This window comes from Azospirillum sp. Sh1 (assembly GCF_008365135.1).
GTDB classification, from domain to species: domain Bacteria; phylum Pseudomonadota; class Alphaproteobacteria; order Azospirillales; family Azospirillaceae; genus Azospirillum; species Azospirillum oryzae.
Map to the genome: position 1 here is coordinate 94208 of NZ_VTTK01000010.1, position 18471 is coordinate 112678.

An 18471-nucleotide genomic window follows, 5' to 3' on the forward strand; every position below is an offset into this window, starting at 1 on the left:
CGGCCCCATATTCCCGTCGGCGCCCGGATCCGCCCTTGCCTGTGGCACAGGGCTGTAGCACACTGGCTGGCGTGGGTGGTGAAAACGTCCGAGATTCAACGCCTTCCGGGAGCGGCTGATTCCGCAGCTGAGGATCCTGGCGCCCCAGCCAACTTTCCCGATCATAAAAAAATCCGACAACTCCTACGCCGTCCCCTCTGCGGGCTCCAGCAGCATGACCAGCGTGTAGGCGGACCGGCCGCCGGGGCGCAGGGTCAGCTGTTCCAATGTCAGTGGCCCATCCAGCGGATGGTCGAAGCGGCGCACGCCTCCTTCGCGCTCCAGAACGCCATGATCGTCCCACATTCGTGAGAAAAGCGGGCTCTCCCGCCTCAGCCCGGCGACCAGCGCCTGCACCGCAGGGTCTTCGGGATGACGGGCGGTTTCGGCACGGAACTCCGCCAGGAGGCGGCGGGCGCGATTGTCCCAATCCAGGATGAAGTTCCGGGCCGTGGGGTCGAGAAAGACGTAGCGCAGCAGGTTGCGCTCCCCACCGCCTTGACTTGGGCCGCCCTGCCCCAGCCAGCCGCCGAACAGCCGTTCCGCCGCAGGATTCCAGCCGACCGCGGTCCAAAGTCGGTCGAGCAGATAGGCCGGTGCCGTCATCGCTTCCAGCGCCGCCAGCAGCGACGGCGGTGGCTGATCCCTCAGACCGGCCGGCGGCGCAGCCGGATCGCGCTTGCGCGTCATTTCGAACAGATAGCTTCGTTCGGCCGCCGTCAGACGCAACGCCTCGGCCAACCGGGCAAGCGCCTGGGGCGAAACCGACACGTCCCTCCCCTGTTCCAGCCAGCTGTACCAAGTCGGGCTGATACCGCAGAGCTGCGCCAGTTCCTCGCGCCGCAGACCGGGTGTGCGGCGGCGGGTGGAGCCGCCCTGCAACCCGGCCTCCGCCGGAGTCAGCCGCTCGCGATGGCGCCGCAGAAAGGCGCCGAGCAGACGCCGCCGCTCGGCGGACGGGTCGGCGGCGGCAGTGATTTGAGAGGTCGCAGAGGTCATGGTGGCAGTGTTTATACCAGGATAACTACCCGCCTTGTACCTGGTTGAAATCGGCGCGACGCTTGCCCCATCAGCCCCCCCCGTCACAAGGAAACTCCTCCATGTCCCAAAGCCACCATGGCGTCGTCGCCGAGAACTACGGCCCGCGCGCCGACGCCTATGTGTCCAGTGCCGTCCATACCGGAGGTGCCGACCTGGACCAGATCGAACAGGCTCTGCGCGGCCGATCCGATGCGCGGGTGCTGGATCTGGGCTGCGGCGGCGGCCATGTCAGCTACCGCGCCGCGCCGCATGTGGCGGAGGTCGTGGCCGTCGACCTGACGCCAGAGATGCTGGAGGCGGTGACCCGCACCGCAGCGGAGCGCGGCCTGACCAACATAGCCACCCGGCAGGCGCCGGCCGAACGGCTGCCCTTCGAGGACGGCCGGTTCGACGTGGTGCTCTGCCGCTTCACCGCCCATCATTGGCGCGATTTCGAGGCGGGCCTGCGCGAGGCGCGGCGGGTACTGGCGCCCGGCGGCACCGCGATCTTCATCGACTGCGTCGCCCCGGCCGCCGCCGTGCTGGATACCCATCTGCAGGTGGTGGAGGTGCTGCGCGATCCCTCCCATGTCCGCAACTACACGGCGGCGGAGTGGGTGGCGGCCCTGGCGCGGGCGGGCTTCGCCGTCCGGTCGCTGACCCCGCGTCGCCTGCGCATGGAGTTCCCGGTCTGGACCGCCCGCACCCGCACGCCGGACCTCCATGCCCAGACCATCCGCTCGCTCCAGCAGAGCGCGGCGGCCGAGGTCCGCAGCCATTTCGACATCACCGAGGATGGCAGCTTCCTGCTCGATACGCTGACGCTGGAAACTGATGCGGTTTAGCAAACCGCCGGAACGGCCTGTTCCCGCCGGTCGAGCGCCCCGCTCGCCAGCGTCAGGACCAGACCGCCCAGGACGAACAGTCCGCCGACCCAGGGCGTGGCGCCGAGACCGAGCGGGGAGGACACCACCTGCCCGCCGAAGAAGGCGCCCGCCGCGATGCCCAGGTTGAAGGCGGCGATGTTCAACGCCGACGCCACATCCACCGCCCCCGGCGCATGGCGTTGCGCCAGTTGGACGACATAGAGCTGAAGCCCGGGAACATTGGCGAAGGCCAGCGCCCCCATGCCGGCCAGCGTGACCAGCGCCGGGATCTTGGCATCCGCGGTGAAGGTGAAGACGATCAGAACCAGCGCCTGCAAGGCGAACAGCCAGGCCAGCGCCCGCACCGGCCTGCGATTGGCCAGCTTGCCGCCGACGAGGTTGCCGACCGCGATGGCGGCACCGTACAGCACCAGCACGAGGCTGACGGTGGAGTTGGAGAATCCGGTGATCGTCTCCAGGATCGGCGCCAGGAAGGTGAAAGCGACGAAAGTGCCGCCATAACCCAGCGCAGTGATCGCGAAGGCGAGCAGAAGCCGCGGCTTCGCCAGCACGCCGACCTGCAACCCCAAACCGGCCGCCGGCGGCTGGCTGAGCCGCGCCGGAACCAGCGCCGCGACGCCCACCCCGCCGACAACGCCCAGCGCCGACACCGCGAGGAAGGTGGCGCGCCAGCCAAAGGTCTGGCCGATCCAGGTGCCCAGCGGCACGCCGGTGACGATGGCGATGGTCAGGCCGGAGAACATCATGGCGATGGCGGAGGCGCGTTTGTCCTCCGGCACCAGATCGGCGGCGATGGTTGACCCGACCGAGAAGAAGACGCCATGGGCGAAGGCGCTCAGCACCCGCGCTACCAGCAGCGTCTCGTAATTGGGGCTGACGCCGGCCAGCAGGTTGCCGGCGACGAACACCCCCATCAGCCCGAGCAGCAGCGGTTTGCGCGGAACCCGGCCGGTCAGCGCGGTCAGCACCGGCGCCCCGAAGGTGACGCCCAGCGCATAGACGCTGACCACCATGCCGGCCAGCGGCAGGCTGACACCCAGGTCGGTCGCCACGGTGGGCAGCAGACCAACGACGACGAACTCCGTCGTCCCGATCGCATAGGCGCTGATCGCCAGCGCCAACAGTGCGAGAGGCATTTCAAAAGTCTCCATTCCAAGAAGGACTGTGCTGGGGAGACGATGTGCGCCATAAGGTCGGGAACGGGAATGCCCACCCAATTCCCATGATTTTGTCATTCAAGGACAAGGTGAGAGCGGAGATGCCGGCATGAGCGATCCACGCGCCTGGGAAATGCGGGTGTTCCTGCGGGTTGCCGCCCGCGGCAGCTTCAGCGCCGCCGGCCGCGATGTCGGGATGACGCCGTCATCCACGGCAAAGCTGATCGGCCGTCTGGAAGAGCGGCTGGGTGTGCGGCTGGTCGAACGCTCCACCCGCAGGCTGCGGCTGACGGCCGAAGGGGAGTTATACCGCGAACGGGCGGAGACGCTGCTCGGGAAGATGGACGCGCTCGATGCGGAAATCGCCGGCGGGGCCCGCGCGCCGACCGGTCTGATCCGCGTCAATGCCTCCGTTCCCTTCGGCCAGCATTGCCTGCTGCCGCTGCTGCCGGACTTCCTGCGCGACCATCCCGGCATCACGCTGGACGTGACGATGACGGACGAGGTGGTGGACCTCTATGCCGCCCGCGTCGATGTCGCATTCCGCGCCGGACCCTTGAGCGATTCGGCTCTGCTGGCCCAGCGGCTGGGCGTCGTCCGGCGCCGGATCGTCGCCTCGCCAGCCTATCTGGAACGCAAGGGCGTGCCGACGACAGCCGCCGATCTTGAGACGCATGACTGCCTGGGATTCAACTTCCGCCGCGCCGCCGCGGTCTGGCCGCTGAAATCCGGCGGGCGTCTGGTCGACCGCGAAGTGCCGACCCGCATCCTGGCGAACAATGGCGAGACGGTGCGCCATATGGCACTGCTCGGCCTGGGGCTGGCCCGGCTGGCCGATTATCACGTCCGCGCCGATCTGCGCGAGGGCCGGCTGGTGGCGGTTCTGGACGATGCGCTGGTCGACACCGAGGAGATCCACGCCGTCTATACCGGCCGCGACCGCGCGCCGCGCCGCGTGCGTGCCTTCCTCGACCACATGGCGCCGCGCTTGCGGGCGATGCTCTCGGGTTGATGGACCCGAAAAAGAAATCGGCCGGATGACGGGCATCCGGCCGATCGTTCCTACCGCTGTGGCGTGCCGCCTCAGAACGGGATTTCGTCGTCGAGGTCCTCGTGACGGGGCGGAGCACCGCCGCCGCTGCGACCGCCGCCCGACGAGCCGCCGCCGTAGTTGCCGCCACCACCACCATAGCCGCTGCCGCCACCGCTGCCGCCGCCACGGGATTCGTAGCCGCCGCCACCGCCGCCGTAGCTGCCGCCGCCGCCCTCTTCACGGGCGCCGCCGGTGAAGTCGATTTCGGCCACGCGGACCGACAGGCCGGCGCCGCGGGTGCCGTCGCGCTTCTCATACTCGCGCAGGGTCACCTCGCCCGACACGACGACGCTCTTGCCCTTGGTCAGGTGCGGAGCGAGCGACTCGGCGCGGCGGCCCCAGATCGAGCAATCGACCCATTGGGTCGTCTTGCGCTCGCCGAAGCCGACATCGTTGGCCACGCGGAAGCCCAGCACCTTCTCGCCGCTCTGGGTCGTGCGCAATTCGCCGTCCGCGCCCAGGCGTCCCGTAAACGTCCAAACATTCATCGCTCGTTGCTCCTAAGCGCGAGTGTCCCAGCATCCATGCCGACCCGTCAGGATGCCCGGCGGAGGCATCCAGATGCCGAGGGTTCCCATTCGCAGGGCCGGCTGTTCAATGGCGACCATCCCCCCGGTCCCGCGCAACGAAGCACGAGGGACCGACGCCGGTCAACCGCCGTCGGACATGCCCCGGCGATGCCCGGACCGGCGCACTCGCCCAGCCGTTCCGCACCAGAACACTCCATGAACAAATATAGCAGAGCAGTGGGCGCCGGAAAACCGATTCCTTCGCCGTAGCACAGGATTCCTCCTGCCCAAGCGAGACCACCGAAGTCTGCTTTCAAGAAAAGCTGGGTTCAACGGAGCCGGCGGGCGGCCAGATCCAGCGCGATCTTCAACTGAGCATGGGAAAACGGCTTGTGCACGACGCCGAGCGGATAGGTCTCGGTGATGCGGGCCATGGTGCCGTGGTCGCTGTTTCCGGACAGGTAGATGGAGCGCAGGCCATGGTCCAGATTCAACCGGCGCGCCGTGGCGATGCCGTCCCCGCCGCCGAACCGCACATCGGTCAGGGCCAGATCCGGCCGCTCACGCTGTGCCAATTCCGCCGCTTCGATCTCCGTCCGCGCGACGCCGCAGACGGCGTGACCCAGGTCCGCCACCAGGACGGACAAGGCGTCGGAAACGGCATCGTCATGTTCAAGCACCAGCACGCGAAGCGGCTGGCCGGGCGACCGGACGCGCTGGGGCATATTCCGCTTGGCGATGGAGTCGATCCTGAGCATGCGACCGACCTCGGGCGTTCCCAGTGTTGCGCAATAAGCGGCGTATTTTGGTAAATTTTCGTTTACCGATACGCCGTTTGTACTAGAACCAACCCGAATTTGCAAGCTCAATCGTTCAGATCCTGACCTTTAGCGTTCCGACGCGCACGAGAGTCATCGACCCGAGTCGCAACCCGGCTACTTGGTTTCCAGACATCCGAAAAGGGTCAACGCCCTGCCGGTCCGAGCCAGTCGATACCGCCCGAGGTGCGCTGCCCGCCGCCGCTCGCACGCACCGTCGCGGCGCGCGAAGGCGCCGGTGCCGGCGCCGGTTCACCAGCCAGCCAGGATGCGTGTCCTTCCGACACCCGGGCCTCGGGCGTGGCCGACGGCCGGGTCTCCGCCGGAGCGGTCAGAAACGGCTCCGCGACCGGCGCGGGCGAACGGGGCTCCGGCGGAAGCGGTGCGGCCGGCGCTGGTCGCACCGCGCGGATTGGCGGTTCAGCCGGACGCGGCGACACCGTATTGAGCGCGACCGGAGCCGGGTCGATCTCCCCATCCATGTCGCCGCCGCCAGATCCGGCGTCGGTATGGTCGTCCCAAGCCGCTGCGGCTGCGTGTCGCAGGCGCGGCGCGTCGGCGGCGCCCAGCCAGGACGGGCGCTCGTCGTCCGACAGCGGACCGGTCTGGGTGTTGAGCTGCCGCGCCTGCTCGCGAATATCCAACAGGGTGGTTACCGCCAGCTGCAGCAGCGGGGCCAGAACCATGGGGTCGGCCATTTCCTCCACGCTCAGCGCCGCGAAACGGTCGCGCACGATCTCGACCGCATTTTCCACGCCGTCGCGCAGGACGCCGGCCTCATGCGCCAGCCGCTCCACATCCTCGCGCAGTGCGGAAATTTCGCACGCCTGCCGCAACTCGTGGAAGCCGATACCCGCCCCCGGGAGGGATGCGGATCGCCGGTCCCGTGATGAACCAAAATCGTGAGGCATCTTGGCCTTACCCCGGTTCCAAGCCCAGCCCGATGAAGGCGCCCGGCCGGCATGATGCGGCAGTGCCCCCTTATGGCAACCCGCGCAACCGACAGCCGGTTCCAAAAGCCGACATGATGGCGCCAACTGCCGGAACGTCGGCGAAGTTGCACCAGTCACGGCCCGCCCCTGATCGGGCAACGATGTTTAGCGCCGTTGATGTCGTTTGGAAACCGTTTGCGCGTGATGGCCGCTTGTACTATTTTTTCGGCCCCAGGGGAATGGATTCCTTGCGATCCAACATCCAGGCGCTTCCCCGCCGCCATTTCATCTTGCCGGAATCCCATACGGTGTCGATCGACCGCTCGGAACTTGAACGGCTCCTTGCCGATCGCCCGGCTGGCAACCGCAGCGCCATGCAGGCGGTGCGCGAGAGCTACGCCGACATCGGGCTGATGCGCGAACGCGGCCTGTCCTGGGCCGAGATCTCCGATCTGCTGGCGAAGCTGGGCGTGACCGCCCGCGACAACCAGCCGATTTCGCCCGTCACCCTGCGCTCCGCCTTCTTCCTTGTCGGGAACGAGGGGCGCGGCGATGCTGCCGACGACCATGCCGGCGTCTCCGTCATGCCGGCGGAAACGCTGGCCGCCGTCCATGAAGCCGCGCTGTCCGCCGGTTTGAACGACGACGCCGAGGAGGAAGAGGCCGGCTCCGATACGGAAGCTGCGGACGAGGCGCTAGTGTCGGCTTCCGAACCGGAACCTGCGGCGGAGGCCGCCGAGGAAGCCGTCCAGGACGCCGCCGCGGAAGCAGTGGCGGTGGAGGAGCCGGTAACGGAAGAGCCGGAGTCGGCATTGCCGGAGCCCGCATTGCCGGAATCCGATGTCTCCGCGGCGCCGCCGCAGGCGGACGAGGCCAAAGCCGATTCTGCCTCCTCCGCCCCGGACCTGCTCGCCCCGGCGCCCCCGGTTGCCGAAGAGGAGCCGGCGGAGAATAGCGGCGCCGACGACAGCGTGACGCAAGACGTCTCTTCCGCCTCCAAGATCTCCAAGCCGGAACGACAGCCGGCCTCCTACCAGACCCCCGCGGCGGCTGTGCGGGACACCGGTTCGCCGGCTTCCCCGTCTGCGCCTCCCACGACGACCCAAGACGAATCAACGAACGCATACTGGAAAGGCGATCGCATGCTGGGCACGATCTTCGTCCTCAATGACCGCGGCGGCGTCGGCAAGACGCTGCTGTCCCATCACCTGATGGCGACCGCCATGCTGGAAGGCCTGCAGCTGAAGGTCGTCGAGTACGAGGTGAACGAGCGTCTCGCCCGCCTGTTCGGCCCGGACGTGGTCGAACATCGCCGCATCACCCAGGACTTCATGAACATGATGGGGTCGGGCGACGGCTTCTACGAGTTCTGGGACCTCATCGGCCCGGAACTGCAGCGCGGCGGCCGTCTGTACGACTTCGGCGGCAACATCTCGCAGTGGTTCTTCAACTGGGCCGAGGTGTCGGGCTTCGACTATTACGTCGGCGAAGGCGAACGGCTGACCTTCATGGTCCCGGTGACCGTCGACCTCGCCTCGCTGTCCACCGGCATGACGACGCTGGAGCGGGTGGCGACCATCGCCCCGAAGGCCAAGCGGGTCCTGGTGGAAAACGGCTTCTCCGGTCCCTTCTCCCAGCTGGAGGACAGCCAGTACGCCCGCCGCAAGGCGGAGATGGTGGAGCGCGAGGGCCTGCAGGTCATTTCCATGCAGCCCTGCACCGCTCCGGCCTGGGCGCGCCTGACCGGCCACCGCCTGGATCAGGTGGCGACGATGACCCGCGAGGATCTGGTGAAGCTGGGCATGACCCCGCCGGTCGCCTCCCGCTCGCTGATCATCATCCACGAATGGCTGCGCAACATGCGTCAGGCGCTCTCGCCCTACCTGCACGACGCCTTCCGCCAGACCCCGGCCACCGCCAAGGCGCGCTGAGGCTGGACCGACAGGTCAGGCTGTTATCTGCTTCCGGAAGCCCTTCTCCCACCCTGGGAGAAGGGCTTTTCCGTCTCTAGGCCGCGCTGCGGGCGGCGCTGGGGCTGTAGAGGTCTTCCTTGACCGGCGCCACCGACCGCACCTGATAGCCGGGACGCGCGCTGAACCGGCGGTTGGCGCGTTCGGCCGCCTCGCGGTCGGATTCGGCCCAAACCAGATAATTGCGTCCGCGTGCCCATTCGACGGCCAGCGGGTGGGTGGCGTCGATCTCACCGATCTGCTGGTTCACCACGGTCACCAGCCATTCCTTGTCGCCGGGATTGCGCCGGTCGGTCAGGATCAGGATTTGGGGACGGCGCTTCGACTGTGCTTCGGTCAGGCGCTGCTGCACCTCGACCTGCTTCTTGCGCAGTTCCACGATGTCCCGCGTCAGCTCCTCGATCTCGGCATGGAGGTTTTCCTCCTCGCGGTGCAGGCGGTGGATGGTGGCGTCCAGCTTGTCGAGCCTATTGCGCACGCCGCGCACGCGCTGGCGCGCCTGCGACACCCGCTGTTCCACGGTCATCAGCACATTGCCGAGCCATGCGCCGATGGCGACGATCGCCAGCACGATGATGAAATTGATCATCATGTGGCGGCGCCGGCCTTGGCGCGGGCGGTGGCGGGCGGCACCGGTACGCCCCCCTTGCCGCCGGCCCTCGCATCGCCCCGCATGAAGGTCTTCTGGAACCCAAGCTTGAAGGGGAAGGCGACGTCGCACATCTGCTTCGCCTCGTCGAAGCTGGAGGCCCAGACCTCCGCCACGTTGGCGCAGCGCCAGATCGGGTTCACGGGCCCGCGGTCGCCGGCGGCCCTTGCGGCGGCCGACGCCTTCTCCTGGGTGACGGTGGCGACGAACTTCATCAGGCCGGCCTGCGGGTCGCCGACCTCGTGGACGAACATCGGCGGCTGCTCGGCCAGGTCGCGGATCTGTTTTTCCGCCTTGCGGATGTCGCTTTCCAGCCGGCTGCGGTCGGAGGACTGGCTGTTGCGGCGCTGAACCAGCTGGTTGACCCGGTTCTGAAGCTCCTGCGATTCCGCATGCAGCACATAGACCCGGTTCTCGATCTGCTCCAGACCGCTGCTCTTTTCCATGATGTTCGGCAGGAAATCCTTCAGCATCATGGCGACCGGTACAGCGGCCAGCATGATGATGACGATGGCGATCAGGAACAGCGTCGTGTTCGACATCCGCCCGCCCATTCTCCTACCCAAGCCCGGCCCAAGCACGCTCCAATCCAACGTCAACCGACGCGGAAGCTGCACCGGCGCAGTGGAATGAGGATCACCGAACAATCCAGGTCCGTCAACGAATCGTAACGGCTTGGTTCGAAATTCGTCCCAAATGAAACGATTCGCTGCGGATCAGGGCAGCGCCATCTCCGCCACCCGTTTCACCGCGTCGCGCACCGGCCCCGGCCGCCGTTCGTCGCCCAGCGTGGTGAACCAGTGTTCCGGCGGATTGCGGCCGGCGGCGCGGCTCCAGGTCAGGGCGCGCAACACCGCCTCCGCCTCCGCCGTCGGCTTGATCGCCGGGTCGATGCCGTTCATCACCGCCCAGATCCCGGCCCAGCAGCGCCCGACCGACCAGGGGTTATAGCCGCCGCCGCCCACCACCAGCACCCGCGGCGCCAGCGGCAGCAGTGCCGCAACCGCATCCCACAGGGCGCGGTTGGACAGCTCCAGCCGGCTCAGCGGGTCTTCGGCCAGCGCGTCGGCGCCGGTCTGGATCACCATCGCCTGCGGACGGAAGGCACGGGCCAGCGGCAGCACCGCCGCCTCCATCACATGCTCCATTTCGCTGTCGTTGAAGCCCGGCGGCACTGGAAGGTTGCGGGCCATCCCGCCGGCGCGGTCCTCCGCCTTGCCGGTGTAGGGCCAGCGGCCATCCTCATGGATGGAGATCGTCAGAACCCGGTCGTCGTCGGCGAAGGCCTCCTCCACCCCGTCGCCATGATGGGCGTCGAGATCGACGTAGAGCACCCGCTCCAGGCCATGGTCCAGCAGTTCCAGGATGCCCAGCACCGGCGCGTTGAAGTAACAGAATCCGCTGGCACGGTCGCGCCGCGCATGGTGGGTCCCCGCCGCCGGCGCATAGACCAGACCGGCTGGCCGGTCGCCCAGGATCCGGGCCGCCTGCAAGGCCGATCCACTGCTGTGGGCCGGCCGCCGGTACATCTCGGCGAAGACCGGATTCTCCAGCTTGCCGAGATTGTGGCGGGCGGCGGTGGCCTCATCCACCCGCTGTTCGGCCTCCGCCCGTTTCAGCGCCGCGATGTAATCGGCGGTGTGGAAGCGTGCCAGTTCCCGTTCGCTCGCCACATGGGTGTCCAGATAGACCTCGTCCGGCAGCCATCCCATGGCGCGGCTGAGGTCGATGGCGGTCGAGACGCGCGGGATCGCCAGCGGATGTTTCGGCCCGTAGGTCGAGCCGCGATAGATCTCGCCGCCGATGAACAGCGGGGTGCGAAAGGGCGTGGTCAGGGCTGGCACTCCATGATGCCCGCCAGAAACTAGGCGTGGCCACGCTCCGGTCAAGCGCCGGCTTCCAGGGGCCGGCTTCCGAAGTCGGACTTCCACTGGCCGGAACTCCGATCCGGCAATGCTTGCGGTCGCGGATCGTCCGCGCCTATAGTCGCCGCCTTCACTGGGGGGAGCCGATGGGCGGCTGAGAGGTCCTGTTGCGGGACGACCCCTGGAACCTGATCCGGTTCATGCCGGCGTAGGGATCAGTGATGCGGGACCGCACCCTCTCCACTTCCGTCAGAACGACATGCTTGCGATGACGCCGCTTTCGGTGACGATCTCGCGCGCCCGGCTGACCTATGGCGGCACGCTGCTGTTCTCGGACCTGACGCTGGAGCTGCCGGCCGGCCGGACCACCTGCCTGCTGGGACCGAGCGGCGTCGGCAAGACCACGCTGCTGCGCATTCTCGCCGGTCTGGCCGAGCCGGAACCACCGACGCAAGTCGTCACCGGCGATGGGCTGCCGCTGGCCGGCCGCATCGCCTACATGGCGCAACAGGACCTTCTGCTGCCCTGGCTGACCGTCCTCGACAATGTCCTCCTGGGCGACCGTCTGCGCCACCGCCGCCCCGATCCGGCGCGGGTGGAGCAGGCCCGCGCATTGCTCGACCGCGTCGGTCTGTCCGGGCGGGAGCGCGACCGCCCCGCCGCCCTGTCCGGCGGGCAGCGGCAGCGGGTGGCGCTGGCCCGCACGCTGATGGAGGACAAGCCGCTGGTGCTGATGGACGAGCCCTTCTCGGCGCTCGACGCCATCACCCGGCTGCGGCTGCAGGAAACGGCGGCGGAGACGCTGGCCGGCCGTACCGTCCTGATGGTCACCCACGACCCGCTGGAGGCGCTGCGCATCGGCGACCGCCTGCATGTGATGACCGGCCGCCCCGCCGCGATGGGGCCGGCGCTGGAGCCGTTGGGCCCGGTACCGCGCCGCGTCGACGATCCCGGCCTGCTGGCCCATCAGGCCGAGCTTCTGCGGAGGCTGGCGGAATGAAGGCGCTGCTGCGCGCCCTGGTCACCCTGCTGGTGCTGGTCGCCGCCTGGCAGGTGCTGGTCTGGGCCACCGGCCTGCCGCGCTACCTGCTGCCCAGCCCGCTGGCGGTGGCCGACGCGATGCAGAGGCAGGCGCCCCTGTTGCTGACCCACGGCCTGACCACCCTCTCGGAGATCCTCATCGGGCTCGTGGCCGGCGTGGCGCTGGGCGGGGTCAGCGCATTGCTGCTGGCGCGCTTCCGCACCGCCCGGCGCTGGCTGATGCCGCTGCTTCTGGTCAGTCAGGCGATTCCGGTCTTCGCCCTGGCGCCTCTGCTGGTCCTGTGGCTGGGCTATGGCATGGCCTCCAAGATCGCCATGGCGGTGCTGGTCATCTATTTCCCGGTGACGACCGCGCTGTTCGACGGGCTGCGGCGCACCGATCCCGGCTGGCTCGACCTTGCCCGCACCATGGGCGCCTCCCCCGCCGCCATCCTGTGGAGCATCCGCCTGCCGGCCGCCCTGCCCGCCTTCTGGTCCGGCGTGCGCGTCGCCGCCGCGGTGGCGCCCATCGGCGCGGTGATCGGCGAATGGGTGGGGTCGTCCTCCGGCCTCGGCTATCTGATGCTGCACGCCAACGCCCGCATGCAGATCGACCTTCTGTTCGCCGCCGTCCTGGTGCTGGGGCTGTTCGCGGTGACGCTGTACGCCGCCGTCGATGCGCTGGCCCGCCGCGCCCTGCCCTGGCAACCCGATACCCAACCTGCCGAAGACGCCAACCCTTAAGACGCCAACCCTCGAAGGGGGAGAGACACCCGATGAAGCACCTGCCAATGAAGCACCTACTCGCCGCCGGCCTGATGGCCGCCAGCCTGATGACCTCGCTTCCGGCCTTGGCCCAGGACAAGCTGTCCGTGATGCTGGACTGGTTCGTAAACCCCGACCACGCCCCGCTGGTGGTGGCGCAGGAAAAGGGCTTCTTCAAGGACGCCGGGCTGGACGTGACGCTGACCGCCCCGGCCGACCCCAACGATCCGCCGAAACTGGTCGCCGCCGGCGGTGCCGACATCGCCGTCTCCTACCAGCCGCAGTTGATCCTGCAGGTGGACGAGGGGCTGCCGCTGGTCCGCATCGGCACGCTGGTGTCGACGCCGCTGAACTCCGTCGTCGTGCTGCGCGACGGGCCGGTGAAGACGCTGAAGGACCTGAAGGGCCGCAAGGTCGGCTACTCCATCGCCGGCTTCGAGGACGCTCTGCTCGGCGCGATGCTGGAGAAGGAAGGGCTGAGCCTGAAGGACGTCGAGCTGGTGAACGTCAACTTCTCGCTCTCGCCGTCGCTGCTGTCGGGGCAGGTCGATGCGGTGATCGGCGCCTTCCGCAACTTCGAGCTGAACCAGATGGAGATCGAGAAGCATCCCGGCCGCGCCTTCTATCCGGAGGAGGAAGGGGTGCCCCCCTATGACGAACTGATCCTGGTCGCCCGCAAGGACAAGGCGAACGACCCGCGCTTCAAGCGCTTCCTGGCGGCGGTGGAGCGGGCGACGCTCTACATCCTGAACCATCCGGAGGAATCGCAGGCCGCCTTCGTCAAGGGCCGGCCGGAGCTGAACGACGAGCTGAACCGCCGCGCCTGGGCCGACACGCTGCCGCGCTTCTCCCACAGCCCGGCGGCGTTGGATGCCGAGCGCTACACCCGCTTCGCCGAGTTCCTGAAGGCGCGCGGCCTGATCAAGGCGGTGGCGCCGCTCGACCACTATGCGGTGGTGGTCAAGTAACCCCATCTGCTTGCAGACATTGCCATTCGTCGTGGCGGAGCGTTATCTGGAAGGAAAGCGCTCCGCCGGCCCACTGACGGGCCGATGGCGGGCCAAAGCATAAGATTGGGAGACGCGAGGGCATGCCGATCAAGACCATCCTGCTGCACATGGCCAACGACGACGCCCACGCCAGCCGTCTGGCGGTGGCTGTCGCCCTGGCCAAGCGCTTCTCCGCCCATATCCAGGCGCTCTACATCGCCACCCCGGTGTCGATGCCGGCGGGCGCCACCGGCCGCGCCGCCTCCTACGGCTATATGGCGGAAGCCACCGCCATCGCCCACGAGAATGCCGAACGCATCGAGCGGGAGGTGCGCCAGGCGCTCGACGGCCTGTCCTTCGACTGGACGATTGAGGAAGGCGATCACGTCGATCTGCTGGCGGGGCGGGCCTCCTACGCCGATCTGATCGTGGTGGCGCAGTCGGCCGCCGTGCGGGCGGGCGAAAGGGTGTCGCTGCACCACATCCCCGACCGCCTGCCTCTGGAGACCCCCACCCCGGTGCTGGTTCTGCCGCCGAAGCAGCCGGCCACGGCCCCCATCGGCCGCCATGTGCTGGTCGCCTGGAAGAACAGCCCCGAATCGGCCCGCGCCGTCCGTGCCGCGATGCCCTTCCTGGAAACGGCGGACTCCGTCACCGTCCTGTCGGTCGAGCCGCCGGGCCAGCACAGCAACGATGCCGCCGATCTGGTCGACTGGCTGCACCGCCACGGCATTGCCGCCCGCCCGCAGTTGGTCATCGCGTCGGGTGGCGAGGTCGGCGACATGATCCTGTCCTGCTGCGGCGACCAGGGCGCCGATCTGCTGGTGATGGGCGCCTATGGCCACTCCCGTCTACGCGAACTGGTGCTCGGCGGCGCCACCCGCACGGTGCTGGAAGGTCTGACCCTTCCGGCACTGCTGACGCATTGAGGTGTTGCGGGGAGGTTGGTTGCGGCGGATGCCCCCTCCCTATCCCTCCCCCTCTTCGAGGGAGAGGGGATTGAATGCTTGCCGGCATGACGCTTTGCAAAATCAGAGGCGGAGTTCCCTCTCCCGCATAGCGGGGGAGGGTTAGGGAGGGGGCAAAACACTCCCCCTTCCCACAATCACCCAAAAAGCTGCCCCTGCAGCGCCTGCCAGCTTTCGCGGTCGGGCGCCAGCAGGATGCTGCCGCGCAGCAACCCTGGCCGGTAGGGCGTGCCGTCGATCAGCGCCGAATAACCGCCGGCCTCCGCATGCATCAGCACGCCGGCCGCATGATCCCACGGCATCAGCCGGTGATAGAGCGAGTAATGCGCCCGCCCCTCCAGCAGCCGCAGATACTCCTGTGCAGCGCTCGACAGGCACACGCGCTCGCCCAGCCCGGCGCTGCGCTCCTCCAGTTGCCGACCCATCTCCTCGGCGCAGAAGCGCGTCGACAGCGCGCCGACCATCCGCGGCAGCGGCACCGCTGGCGCGACATGGACGCGGTTGCCGTTCAGCCGGGCGCCCTGCCCCTTCACCGCCGTCGCCATCCGGCCATCGACCGGATCGTGGATCCAGCCGGCGACCGTCTCGCCCTTCCAGGCGAGCGCCACGATCACCGCGAACATCGGCCGGCCCTGGGCGAAATTGATGGTGCCGTCCACCGGATCGATGATCCAGACCGGATCGTCGCCATGGATGCGGTCGAGCAGCCGCTCGTCCTCCGACGCCGCCTCCTCGCCGATGACACGGCTGCCCGGCAGCAGGGCGGACAGCGCCGGGGTCAAGGCCCGCTCCGCCGCCTCGTCCGCCAGCGTGACGAGGTCGGTCGGGCCGGTCTTCTGCCGGATGCCCGATGCGTCGAGCTTCTGGAAATACGGCATGATCTCCGTCCGTGCGACGGAGCGGATCAGGTCGGAAACCTGGTCGATGTCGGGAAGCGGGAAACCCGTCATGGTCGGAAGGTTCCTGATGGCTTGAGGGGGGTGGCGGTTCAGCGCTTCGCCGCCGGCTGGCCGCCGGGGGCGCCGTCCAGTTTCAATACGGGGTCGCCGCCCTTCGGGTCGGTCAACAGAACCCTGCCGTCCAGCCCGCTGTCCTTCAGCGCCTTCGACAGCGCATCGAAGGTGGCGCGGTCGGCGGCGGCGGCAGCGGCCTCCTTGGCGGGATCGGGCGGCGGGGGCGGCACCGGGCCACCCCGTGCCGGCTCACGCGGCGCTTTGGGGTCCGGCGGCGGGGGCGGTGGCGGTGGCGGTGGGCCCGCGGTTTCCTTTTCAGGTTCCGGAGGCGGCGGCGGGGGCGGTTGCCACAGGCGGAAACAGTCGGTGAAGGCCTGCTGCTTGCAGTCCTTCAACAGCTCCACAGCATCCGGCGCGACGACCAGCGGTTCGTCGGGCGCCAACGGCAAGGGCTTCGGCGGAGGGGGAAGCGGATCCTCGGGCGGCACCGCCGGTTCCTCGACATAGCCGGGCGGCAGCGGCATTCCGTAACGCACCGGCTCGGCCGCCACCGGCTGGGCAATTGCCAGAAGCAGCGGCAGTGCCGGGACCAGCAGTGCCGGGAATAGGCGGCCGGCGCCGGTCAGGACGGTACGGAAAGGGGAACGGAGCACGACGGGACCGCGGCGATGGCGAACGGCCCATTATGGCCCGTCATCGCCCACGCCGTCATCCCTCAAGCATGTGTCAAATCACCGTCAGGCCGCGGCGCGGTGGTCATGATGGGGGTCGTGGCGGGTTCCGCCGGTGAAACCGCCATAGCCCCAGGCAGCCAGTTCACGGCAGATCGCATCGATCTTCGCGGCTTCATCGGCATTCGGCTCCCGCTGGGCGGCGGATTCGATCAGGCGCATCAGGGTCGCACGGCCTTCGGGGGTGCGCGAAAGCTCCTGCAACCGCAGCAATGCGGCGCCAGGCGGCAGCTTCTCCTGACGGGCGACGAGAGCAACCTGATCGGCGAGGAAAGCCGTGATCGAAAAGCACGACGGATCGGTTTGCAACCGCATTGGCAGTCCTCCTGATGGGGGAGCGCGCCGCTCCGTTCCCATAATCGGACCCCAACGGGGAAATAACCACGCCGCATTCGTCGTAAGACCGGAGTGGGGTGCAACAGGTCATAGACCCGCGGTAGCACCCCCTTCCTTCGGCCAGGAGTACAGGCCCGCGCCGCCTAAGGTTGCGGCTGGACCTGTTCGGTCGGCTGCTCGGTCGGCTGGAACCGCTTCTCGAACCGGGCGAGATCGACGGGGTCGATGGAGACCTGCAGATGCGCATGCTCCTCGTCGTCGCGCCGGTCCAGAACCTCGCTTCTGGCATAGAGCCATGCGAGCGCCGCCCCATCGCCGAGATCGACGGACAGGTCGACGACCTGCCGGTTGACGTTCATACGCTGGTCGAGCAGGCGATCGAGGTCGTCGATCCCCTCGCCGGACAGGGCCGAGACCGCCACCGCGCGCGGATTGCGCCCGGTCTGGGCCAGGACCGCCGCGCGGCTTTCCTCGTCCAGAGCATCGATCTTGTTCAGCACCTCGATCACCCGGTCGTCCGTCTCCGGGTCGATGCCCATGTCGGACAGCACCTCGTGGACGTCGGCCTTCTGGGCCTCGCTGTCGATGTGGGCGATGTCGCGGACATGCAGGATGATGTCGGCGGCGTCCACCTCCTCCAGCGTGGCGCGGAAGGCGGCGACGAGGCCGTGCGGCAGGTCGGAGATGAAGCCGACCGTGTCCGACAGGATCACCTTGCGCCCCGACGGCAGCGTCACCTGCCGCATGGTCGGGTCGAGCGTGGCGAACAGCAGGTTCTGGGCGAACACATCCGCATTCGCCAGCCGGTTGAACAGCGTCGATTTGCCGGCGTTGGTGTAGCCGACCAGCGCCACCACCGGGTACGGCACCTTGGCGCGCGCCTTGCGGTGCAGGCCACGGGTACGCCGCACCTCCTCCAGTTCCTTCTTGATCTTGATGATCCGATCGCCGATCAGGCGGCGGTCAAGCTCAAGCTGCGATTCTCCGGGGCCACCGAGGAAGCCGAAGCCGCCGCGCTGCCGTTCCAGGTGGGTCCAGGACCGCACCAGCCGGGATTTCTGGTAGGTCAGGGACGCCAACTCGACCTGCAGCATGCCTTCCCGCGTCCGGGCGCGGGCGCCGAAGATCTCCAGGATCAGGCCGGTGCGGTCGATGACCTTCGCCTTCAGCGACCGTTCCAGGTTGCGCTGCTGGACCGGCGACAGGGCATGGTCGAGAATGACGAGGGTCGCCTCGCTCTCCTCCACCATCTGTGCCAGTTGCTCCACCGTGCCGGAGCCGAGCAGGGTCGATGGCTGCGGCCGGTTCACCTTGGCGCATTCGGCATGGACGACATCCAGCTGAATGGCCTGGGCAAGACCAACCGCCTCCTCGAGCCGGGATTCGGGAGGGCGCATGTCCCCGTCCGCCTCGCTGCGGAGGACAGGGTGGACCACGATGGCCCGCGCGGCGCCTTCAGGGGCCGCGCCGTTACCATTGGTCAAGGGATCAGACGCTTTCACCTTCCTTGGGCGGCTCGAAAAGTTGAATGGGATGGGCCGGCATGACCGTCGAGATTGCGTGCTTGTAGACGAGCTGGGAATGCGCGTCGCGCCGCAGAAGTACCGAGAAGTTGTCGAACCAAGTAATAATGCCCTGGAGTTTCACGCCGTTCACGAGAAAGACGGTTACGGGAGTCTTGTTCTTACGGACGTGATTGAGAAACACGTCCTGCACGTTTTGGCTTTTTTCAGACATTTTTCATGCCCCCTTCTTCAATGTTCTTGGGAC

Annotated in this window: 20 protein-coding genes and 1 riboswitch; of the genes, 7 read left to right on the plus strand and 13 right to left on the minus strand. The window is 68.1% G+C overall.

Annotation, left to right across the window (positions count from 1 at the left end):
• Positions 1 to 183: 183 nt before the first annotated feature.
• Positions 184 to 1038: a helix-turn-helix transcriptional regulator gene (locus FZ029_RS12720; RefSeq protein ID WP_149269577.1), complete on the minus strand. Its 855-nt coding sequence runs from the start codon at positions 1036 to 1038 to the stop codon at positions 184 to 186.
• 101 nt (positions 1039 to 1139) lie between these two features.
• On the opposite strand from FZ029_RS12720, the gene FZ029_RS12725 reads away from it, so the two are divergent.
• A complete protein-coding gene (locus FZ029_RS12725; RefSeq protein ID WP_149269578.1) occupies positions 1140 to 1904 on the plus strand; it encodes a class I SAM-dependent methyltransferase in 765 nt (254 codons plus the stop codon).
• Here FZ029_RS12725 and FZ029_RS12730 read toward each other — a convergent pair.
• Positions 1901 to 3082, minus strand: a complete 1182-nt coding sequence (locus FZ029_RS12730; protein WP_149269579.1) for an MFS transporter — start codon at positions 3080 to 3082, stop codon at positions 1901 to 1903. The genes FZ029_RS12725 and FZ029_RS12730 overlap by 4 nt on opposite strands.
• 130 nt (positions 3083 to 3212) lie before the next feature.
• On the opposite strand from FZ029_RS12730, the gene FZ029_RS12735 reads away from it, so the two are divergent.
• Positions 3213 to 4115, plus strand: coding sequence for a LysR substrate-binding domain-containing protein (locus tag FZ029_RS12735; RefSeq protein ID WP_149269580.1), 903 nt, complete (start codon positions 3213 to 3215; stop codon positions 4113 to 4115).
• Positions 4116 to 4186: 71 nt separating this feature from the next.
• Here the strand turns inward: FZ029_RS12735 and FZ029_RS12740 are convergent, their stop codons facing one another.
• From FZ029_RS12740 to FZ029_RS12750, 3 genes are all read right to left on the minus strand, one after another.
• Positions 4187 to 4684, minus strand: a complete 498-nt coding sequence (locus tag FZ029_RS12740) for a single-stranded DNA-binding protein (RefSeq protein WP_085089418.1) — start codon at positions 4682 to 4684, stop codon at positions 4187 to 4189.
• Between the two features lie 350 nt (positions 4685 to 5034).
• Positions 5035 to 5463 carry a response regulator gene (locus tag FZ029_RS12745; RefSeq protein ID WP_149196975.1) on the minus strand — a complete coding sequence of 143 codons (429 nt, stop codon included), beginning with the start codon at positions 5461 to 5463 and terminating at the stop codon, positions 5035 to 5037.
• A gap of 206 nt (positions 5464 to 5669) precedes the next feature.
• Positions 5670 to 6434: a hypothetical protein gene (locus tag FZ029_RS12750; RefSeq protein ID WP_149269581.1), complete on the minus strand. Its 765-nt coding sequence runs from the start codon at positions 6432 to 6434 to the stop codon at positions 5670 to 5672.
• A 269-nt stretch (positions 6435 to 6703) separates the two neighbouring features.
• On the opposite strand from FZ029_RS12750, the gene FZ029_RS12755 reads away from it, so the two are divergent.
• A complete protein-coding gene (locus FZ029_RS12755; protein WP_247892286.1) occupies positions 6704 to 8386 on the plus strand; it encodes a hypothetical protein in 1683 nt (560 codons plus the stop codon).
• Positions 8387 to 8462: 76 nt separating this feature from the next.
• Here the strand turns inward: FZ029_RS12755 and FZ029_RS12760 are convergent, their stop codons facing one another.
• The 3 genes from FZ029_RS12760 to FZ029_RS12770 all read right to left on the minus strand — a co-directional run bounded on the left by FZ029_RS12760 (position 8463) and on the right by FZ029_RS12770 (position 10918).
• Positions 8463 to 9017, minus strand: coding sequence for a hypothetical protein (locus tag FZ029_RS12760; RefSeq protein WP_149196973.1), 555 nt, complete (start codon positions 9015 to 9017; stop codon positions 8463 to 8465).
• Entirely contained in the window at positions 9014 to 9616 is a 603-nt protein-coding gene (locus FZ029_RS12765; RefSeq protein ID WP_149269582.1) for a hypothetical protein, read from the minus strand. The genes FZ029_RS12760 and FZ029_RS12765 overlap by 4 nt, the downstream gene beginning before the upstream one ends.
• Before the next feature lie 174 nt (positions 9617 to 9790).
• Positions 9791 to 10918 (minus strand): acetoin utilization protein AcuC, encoded by a 1128-nt coding sequence (locus FZ029_RS12770; protein ID WP_188051921.1) that lies wholly within the window; start codon positions 10916 to 10918, stop codon positions 9791 to 9793.
• A gap of 147 nt (positions 10919 to 11065) precedes the next feature.
• A riboswitch (TPP riboswitch) is annotated at positions 11066 to 11172 on the plus strand.
• 35 nt (positions 11173 to 11207) lie between these two features.
• On the opposite strand from FZ029_RS12770, the gene FZ029_RS12775 reads away from it, so the two are divergent.
• The 4 genes from FZ029_RS12775 (at position 11208) to FZ029_RS12790 (ending at position 14642) form a co-directional block, all read left to right on the plus strand.
• Complete coding sequence (locus tag FZ029_RS12775; protein ID WP_188051922.1) at positions 11208 to 11939, plus strand: ABC transporter ATP-binding protein; 732 nt, start codon at positions 11208 to 11210, stop codon at positions 11937 to 11939.
• A complete protein-coding gene (locus FZ029_RS12780; RefSeq protein WP_149269585.1) occupies positions 11936 to 12703 on the plus strand; it encodes an ABC transporter permease in 768 nt (255 codons plus the stop codon). The genes FZ029_RS12775 and FZ029_RS12780 overlap by 4 nt, the downstream gene beginning before the upstream one ends.
• 47 nt (positions 12704 to 12750) lie before the next feature.
• On the plus strand, positions 12751 to 13692 hold the full coding sequence (locus tag FZ029_RS12785) for an ABC transporter substrate-binding protein (RefSeq protein WP_149269651.1): 942 nt from the start codon (positions 12751 to 12753) through the stop codon (positions 13690 to 13692).
• A gap of 122 nt (positions 13693 to 13814) precedes the next feature.
• Positions 13815 to 14642, plus strand: a complete 828-nt coding sequence (locus tag FZ029_RS12790) for a universal stress protein (protein ID WP_149269586.1) — start codon at positions 13815 to 13817, stop codon at positions 14640 to 14642.
• Between the two features lie 176 nt (positions 14643 to 14818).
• On the opposite strand, the gene FZ029_RS12795 is transcribed toward FZ029_RS12790, so the two are convergent.
• The 5 genes from FZ029_RS12795 to hfq form a co-directional block, all read right to left on the minus strand.
• Positions 14819 to 15631 carry an inositol monophosphatase family protein gene (locus FZ029_RS12795; RefSeq protein WP_149269587.1) on the minus strand — a complete coding sequence of 271 codons (813 nt, stop codon included), beginning with the start codon at positions 15629 to 15631 and terminating at the stop codon, positions 14819 to 14821.
• A gap of 38 nt (positions 15632 to 15669) precedes the next feature.
• Positions 15670 to 16287, minus strand: coding sequence for a hypothetical protein (locus FZ029_RS32990; RefSeq protein ID WP_188051923.1), 618 nt, complete (start codon positions 16285 to 16287; stop codon positions 15670 to 15672).
• A gap of 84 nt (positions 16288 to 16371) precedes the next feature.
• The gene (locus FZ029_RS12810) at positions 16372 to 16680 is read right to left on the minus strand and encodes a hypothetical protein (protein ID WP_149269589.1); all 309 of its coding nucleotides are present in this window, start codon (positions 16678 to 16680) and stop codon (positions 16372 to 16374) included.
• Between the two features lie 164 nt (positions 16681 to 16844).
• A complete protein-coding gene (gene hflX, locus FZ029_RS12815; RefSeq protein ID WP_149269652.1) occupies positions 16845 to 18137 on the minus strand; it encodes a GTPase HflX in 1293 nt (430 codons plus the stop codon).
• A gap of 52 nt (positions 18138 to 18189) precedes the next feature.
• Positions 18190 to 18438 (minus strand): RNA chaperone Hfq, encoded by a 249-nt coding sequence (hfq, locus tag FZ029_RS12820; RefSeq protein ID WP_012974114.1) that lies wholly within the window; start codon positions 18436 to 18438, stop codon positions 18190 to 18192.
• Positions 18439 to 18471: the final 33 nt, after the last annotated feature.

Excerpts from the sequence above, each read along its gene's own strand:
- FZ029_RS12720 (WP_149269577.1), bottom strand. The coding sequence starts at position 1,038 with ATGACCTCTGCGACCTCTCAAATCACTGCCGCCGCCGACCCGTCCGCC.
- FZ029_RS12725 (WP_149269578.1), top strand. The coding sequence starts at position 1,140 with ATGTCCCAAAGCCACCATGGCGTCGTCGCCGAGAACTACGGCCCGCGC.
- FZ029_RS12730 (WP_149269579.1), bottom strand. The coding sequence starts at position 3,082 with ATGCCTCTCGCACTGTTGGCGCTGGCGATCAGCGCCTATGCGATCGGG.
- FZ029_RS12735 (WP_149269580.1), top strand. The coding sequence starts at position 3,213 with ATGAGCGATCCACGCGCCTGGGAAATGCGGGTGTTCCTGCGGGTTGCC.
- FZ029_RS12740 (WP_085089418.1), bottom strand. The coding sequence starts at position 4,684 with ATGAATGTTTGGACGTTTACGGGACGCCTGGGCGCGGACGGCGAATTG.
- FZ029_RS12745 (WP_149196975.1), bottom strand. The coding sequence starts at position 5,463 with ATGCTCAGGATCGACTCCATCGCCAAGCGGAATATGCCCCAGCGCGTC.
- FZ029_RS12750 (WP_149269581.1), bottom strand. The coding sequence starts at position 6,434 with ATGCCTCACGATTTTGGTTCATCACGGGACCGGCGATCCGCATCCCTC.
- FZ029_RS12760 (WP_149196973.1), bottom strand. The coding sequence starts at position 9,017 with ATGATGATCAATTTCATCATCGTGCTGGCGATCGTCGCCATCGGCGCA.
- FZ029_RS12765 (WP_149269582.1), bottom strand. The coding sequence starts at position 9,616 with ATGTCGAACACGACGCTGTTCCTGATCGCCATCGTCATCATCATGCTG.
- FZ029_RS12775 (WP_188051922.1), top strand. The coding sequence starts at position 11,208 with ATGACGCCGCTTTCGGTGACGATCTCGCGCGCCCGGCTGACCTATGGC.
- FZ029_RS12780 (WP_149269585.1), top strand. The coding sequence starts at position 11,936 with ATGAAGGCGCTGCTGCGCGCCCTGGTCACCCTGCTGGTGCTGGTCGCC.
- FZ029_RS12785 (WP_149269651.1), top strand. The coding sequence starts at position 12,751 with ATGAAGCACCTACTCGCCGCCGGCCTGATGGCCGCCAGCCTGATGACC.
- FZ029_RS12790 (WP_149269586.1), top strand. The coding sequence starts at position 13,815 with ATGCCGATCAAGACCATCCTGCTGCACATGGCCAACGACGACGCCCAC.
- FZ029_RS12795 (WP_149269587.1), bottom strand. The coding sequence starts at position 15,631 with ATGACGGGTTTCCCGCTTCCCGACATCGACCAGGTTTCCGACCTGATC.
- FZ029_RS12810 (WP_149269589.1), bottom strand. The coding sequence starts at position 16,680 with ATGCGGTTGCAAACCGATCCGTCGTGCTTTTCGATCACGGCTTTCCTC.
- hfq (WP_012974114.1), bottom strand. The coding sequence starts at position 18,438 with ATGTCTGAAAAAAGCCAAAACGTGCAGGACGTGTTTCTCAATCACGTC.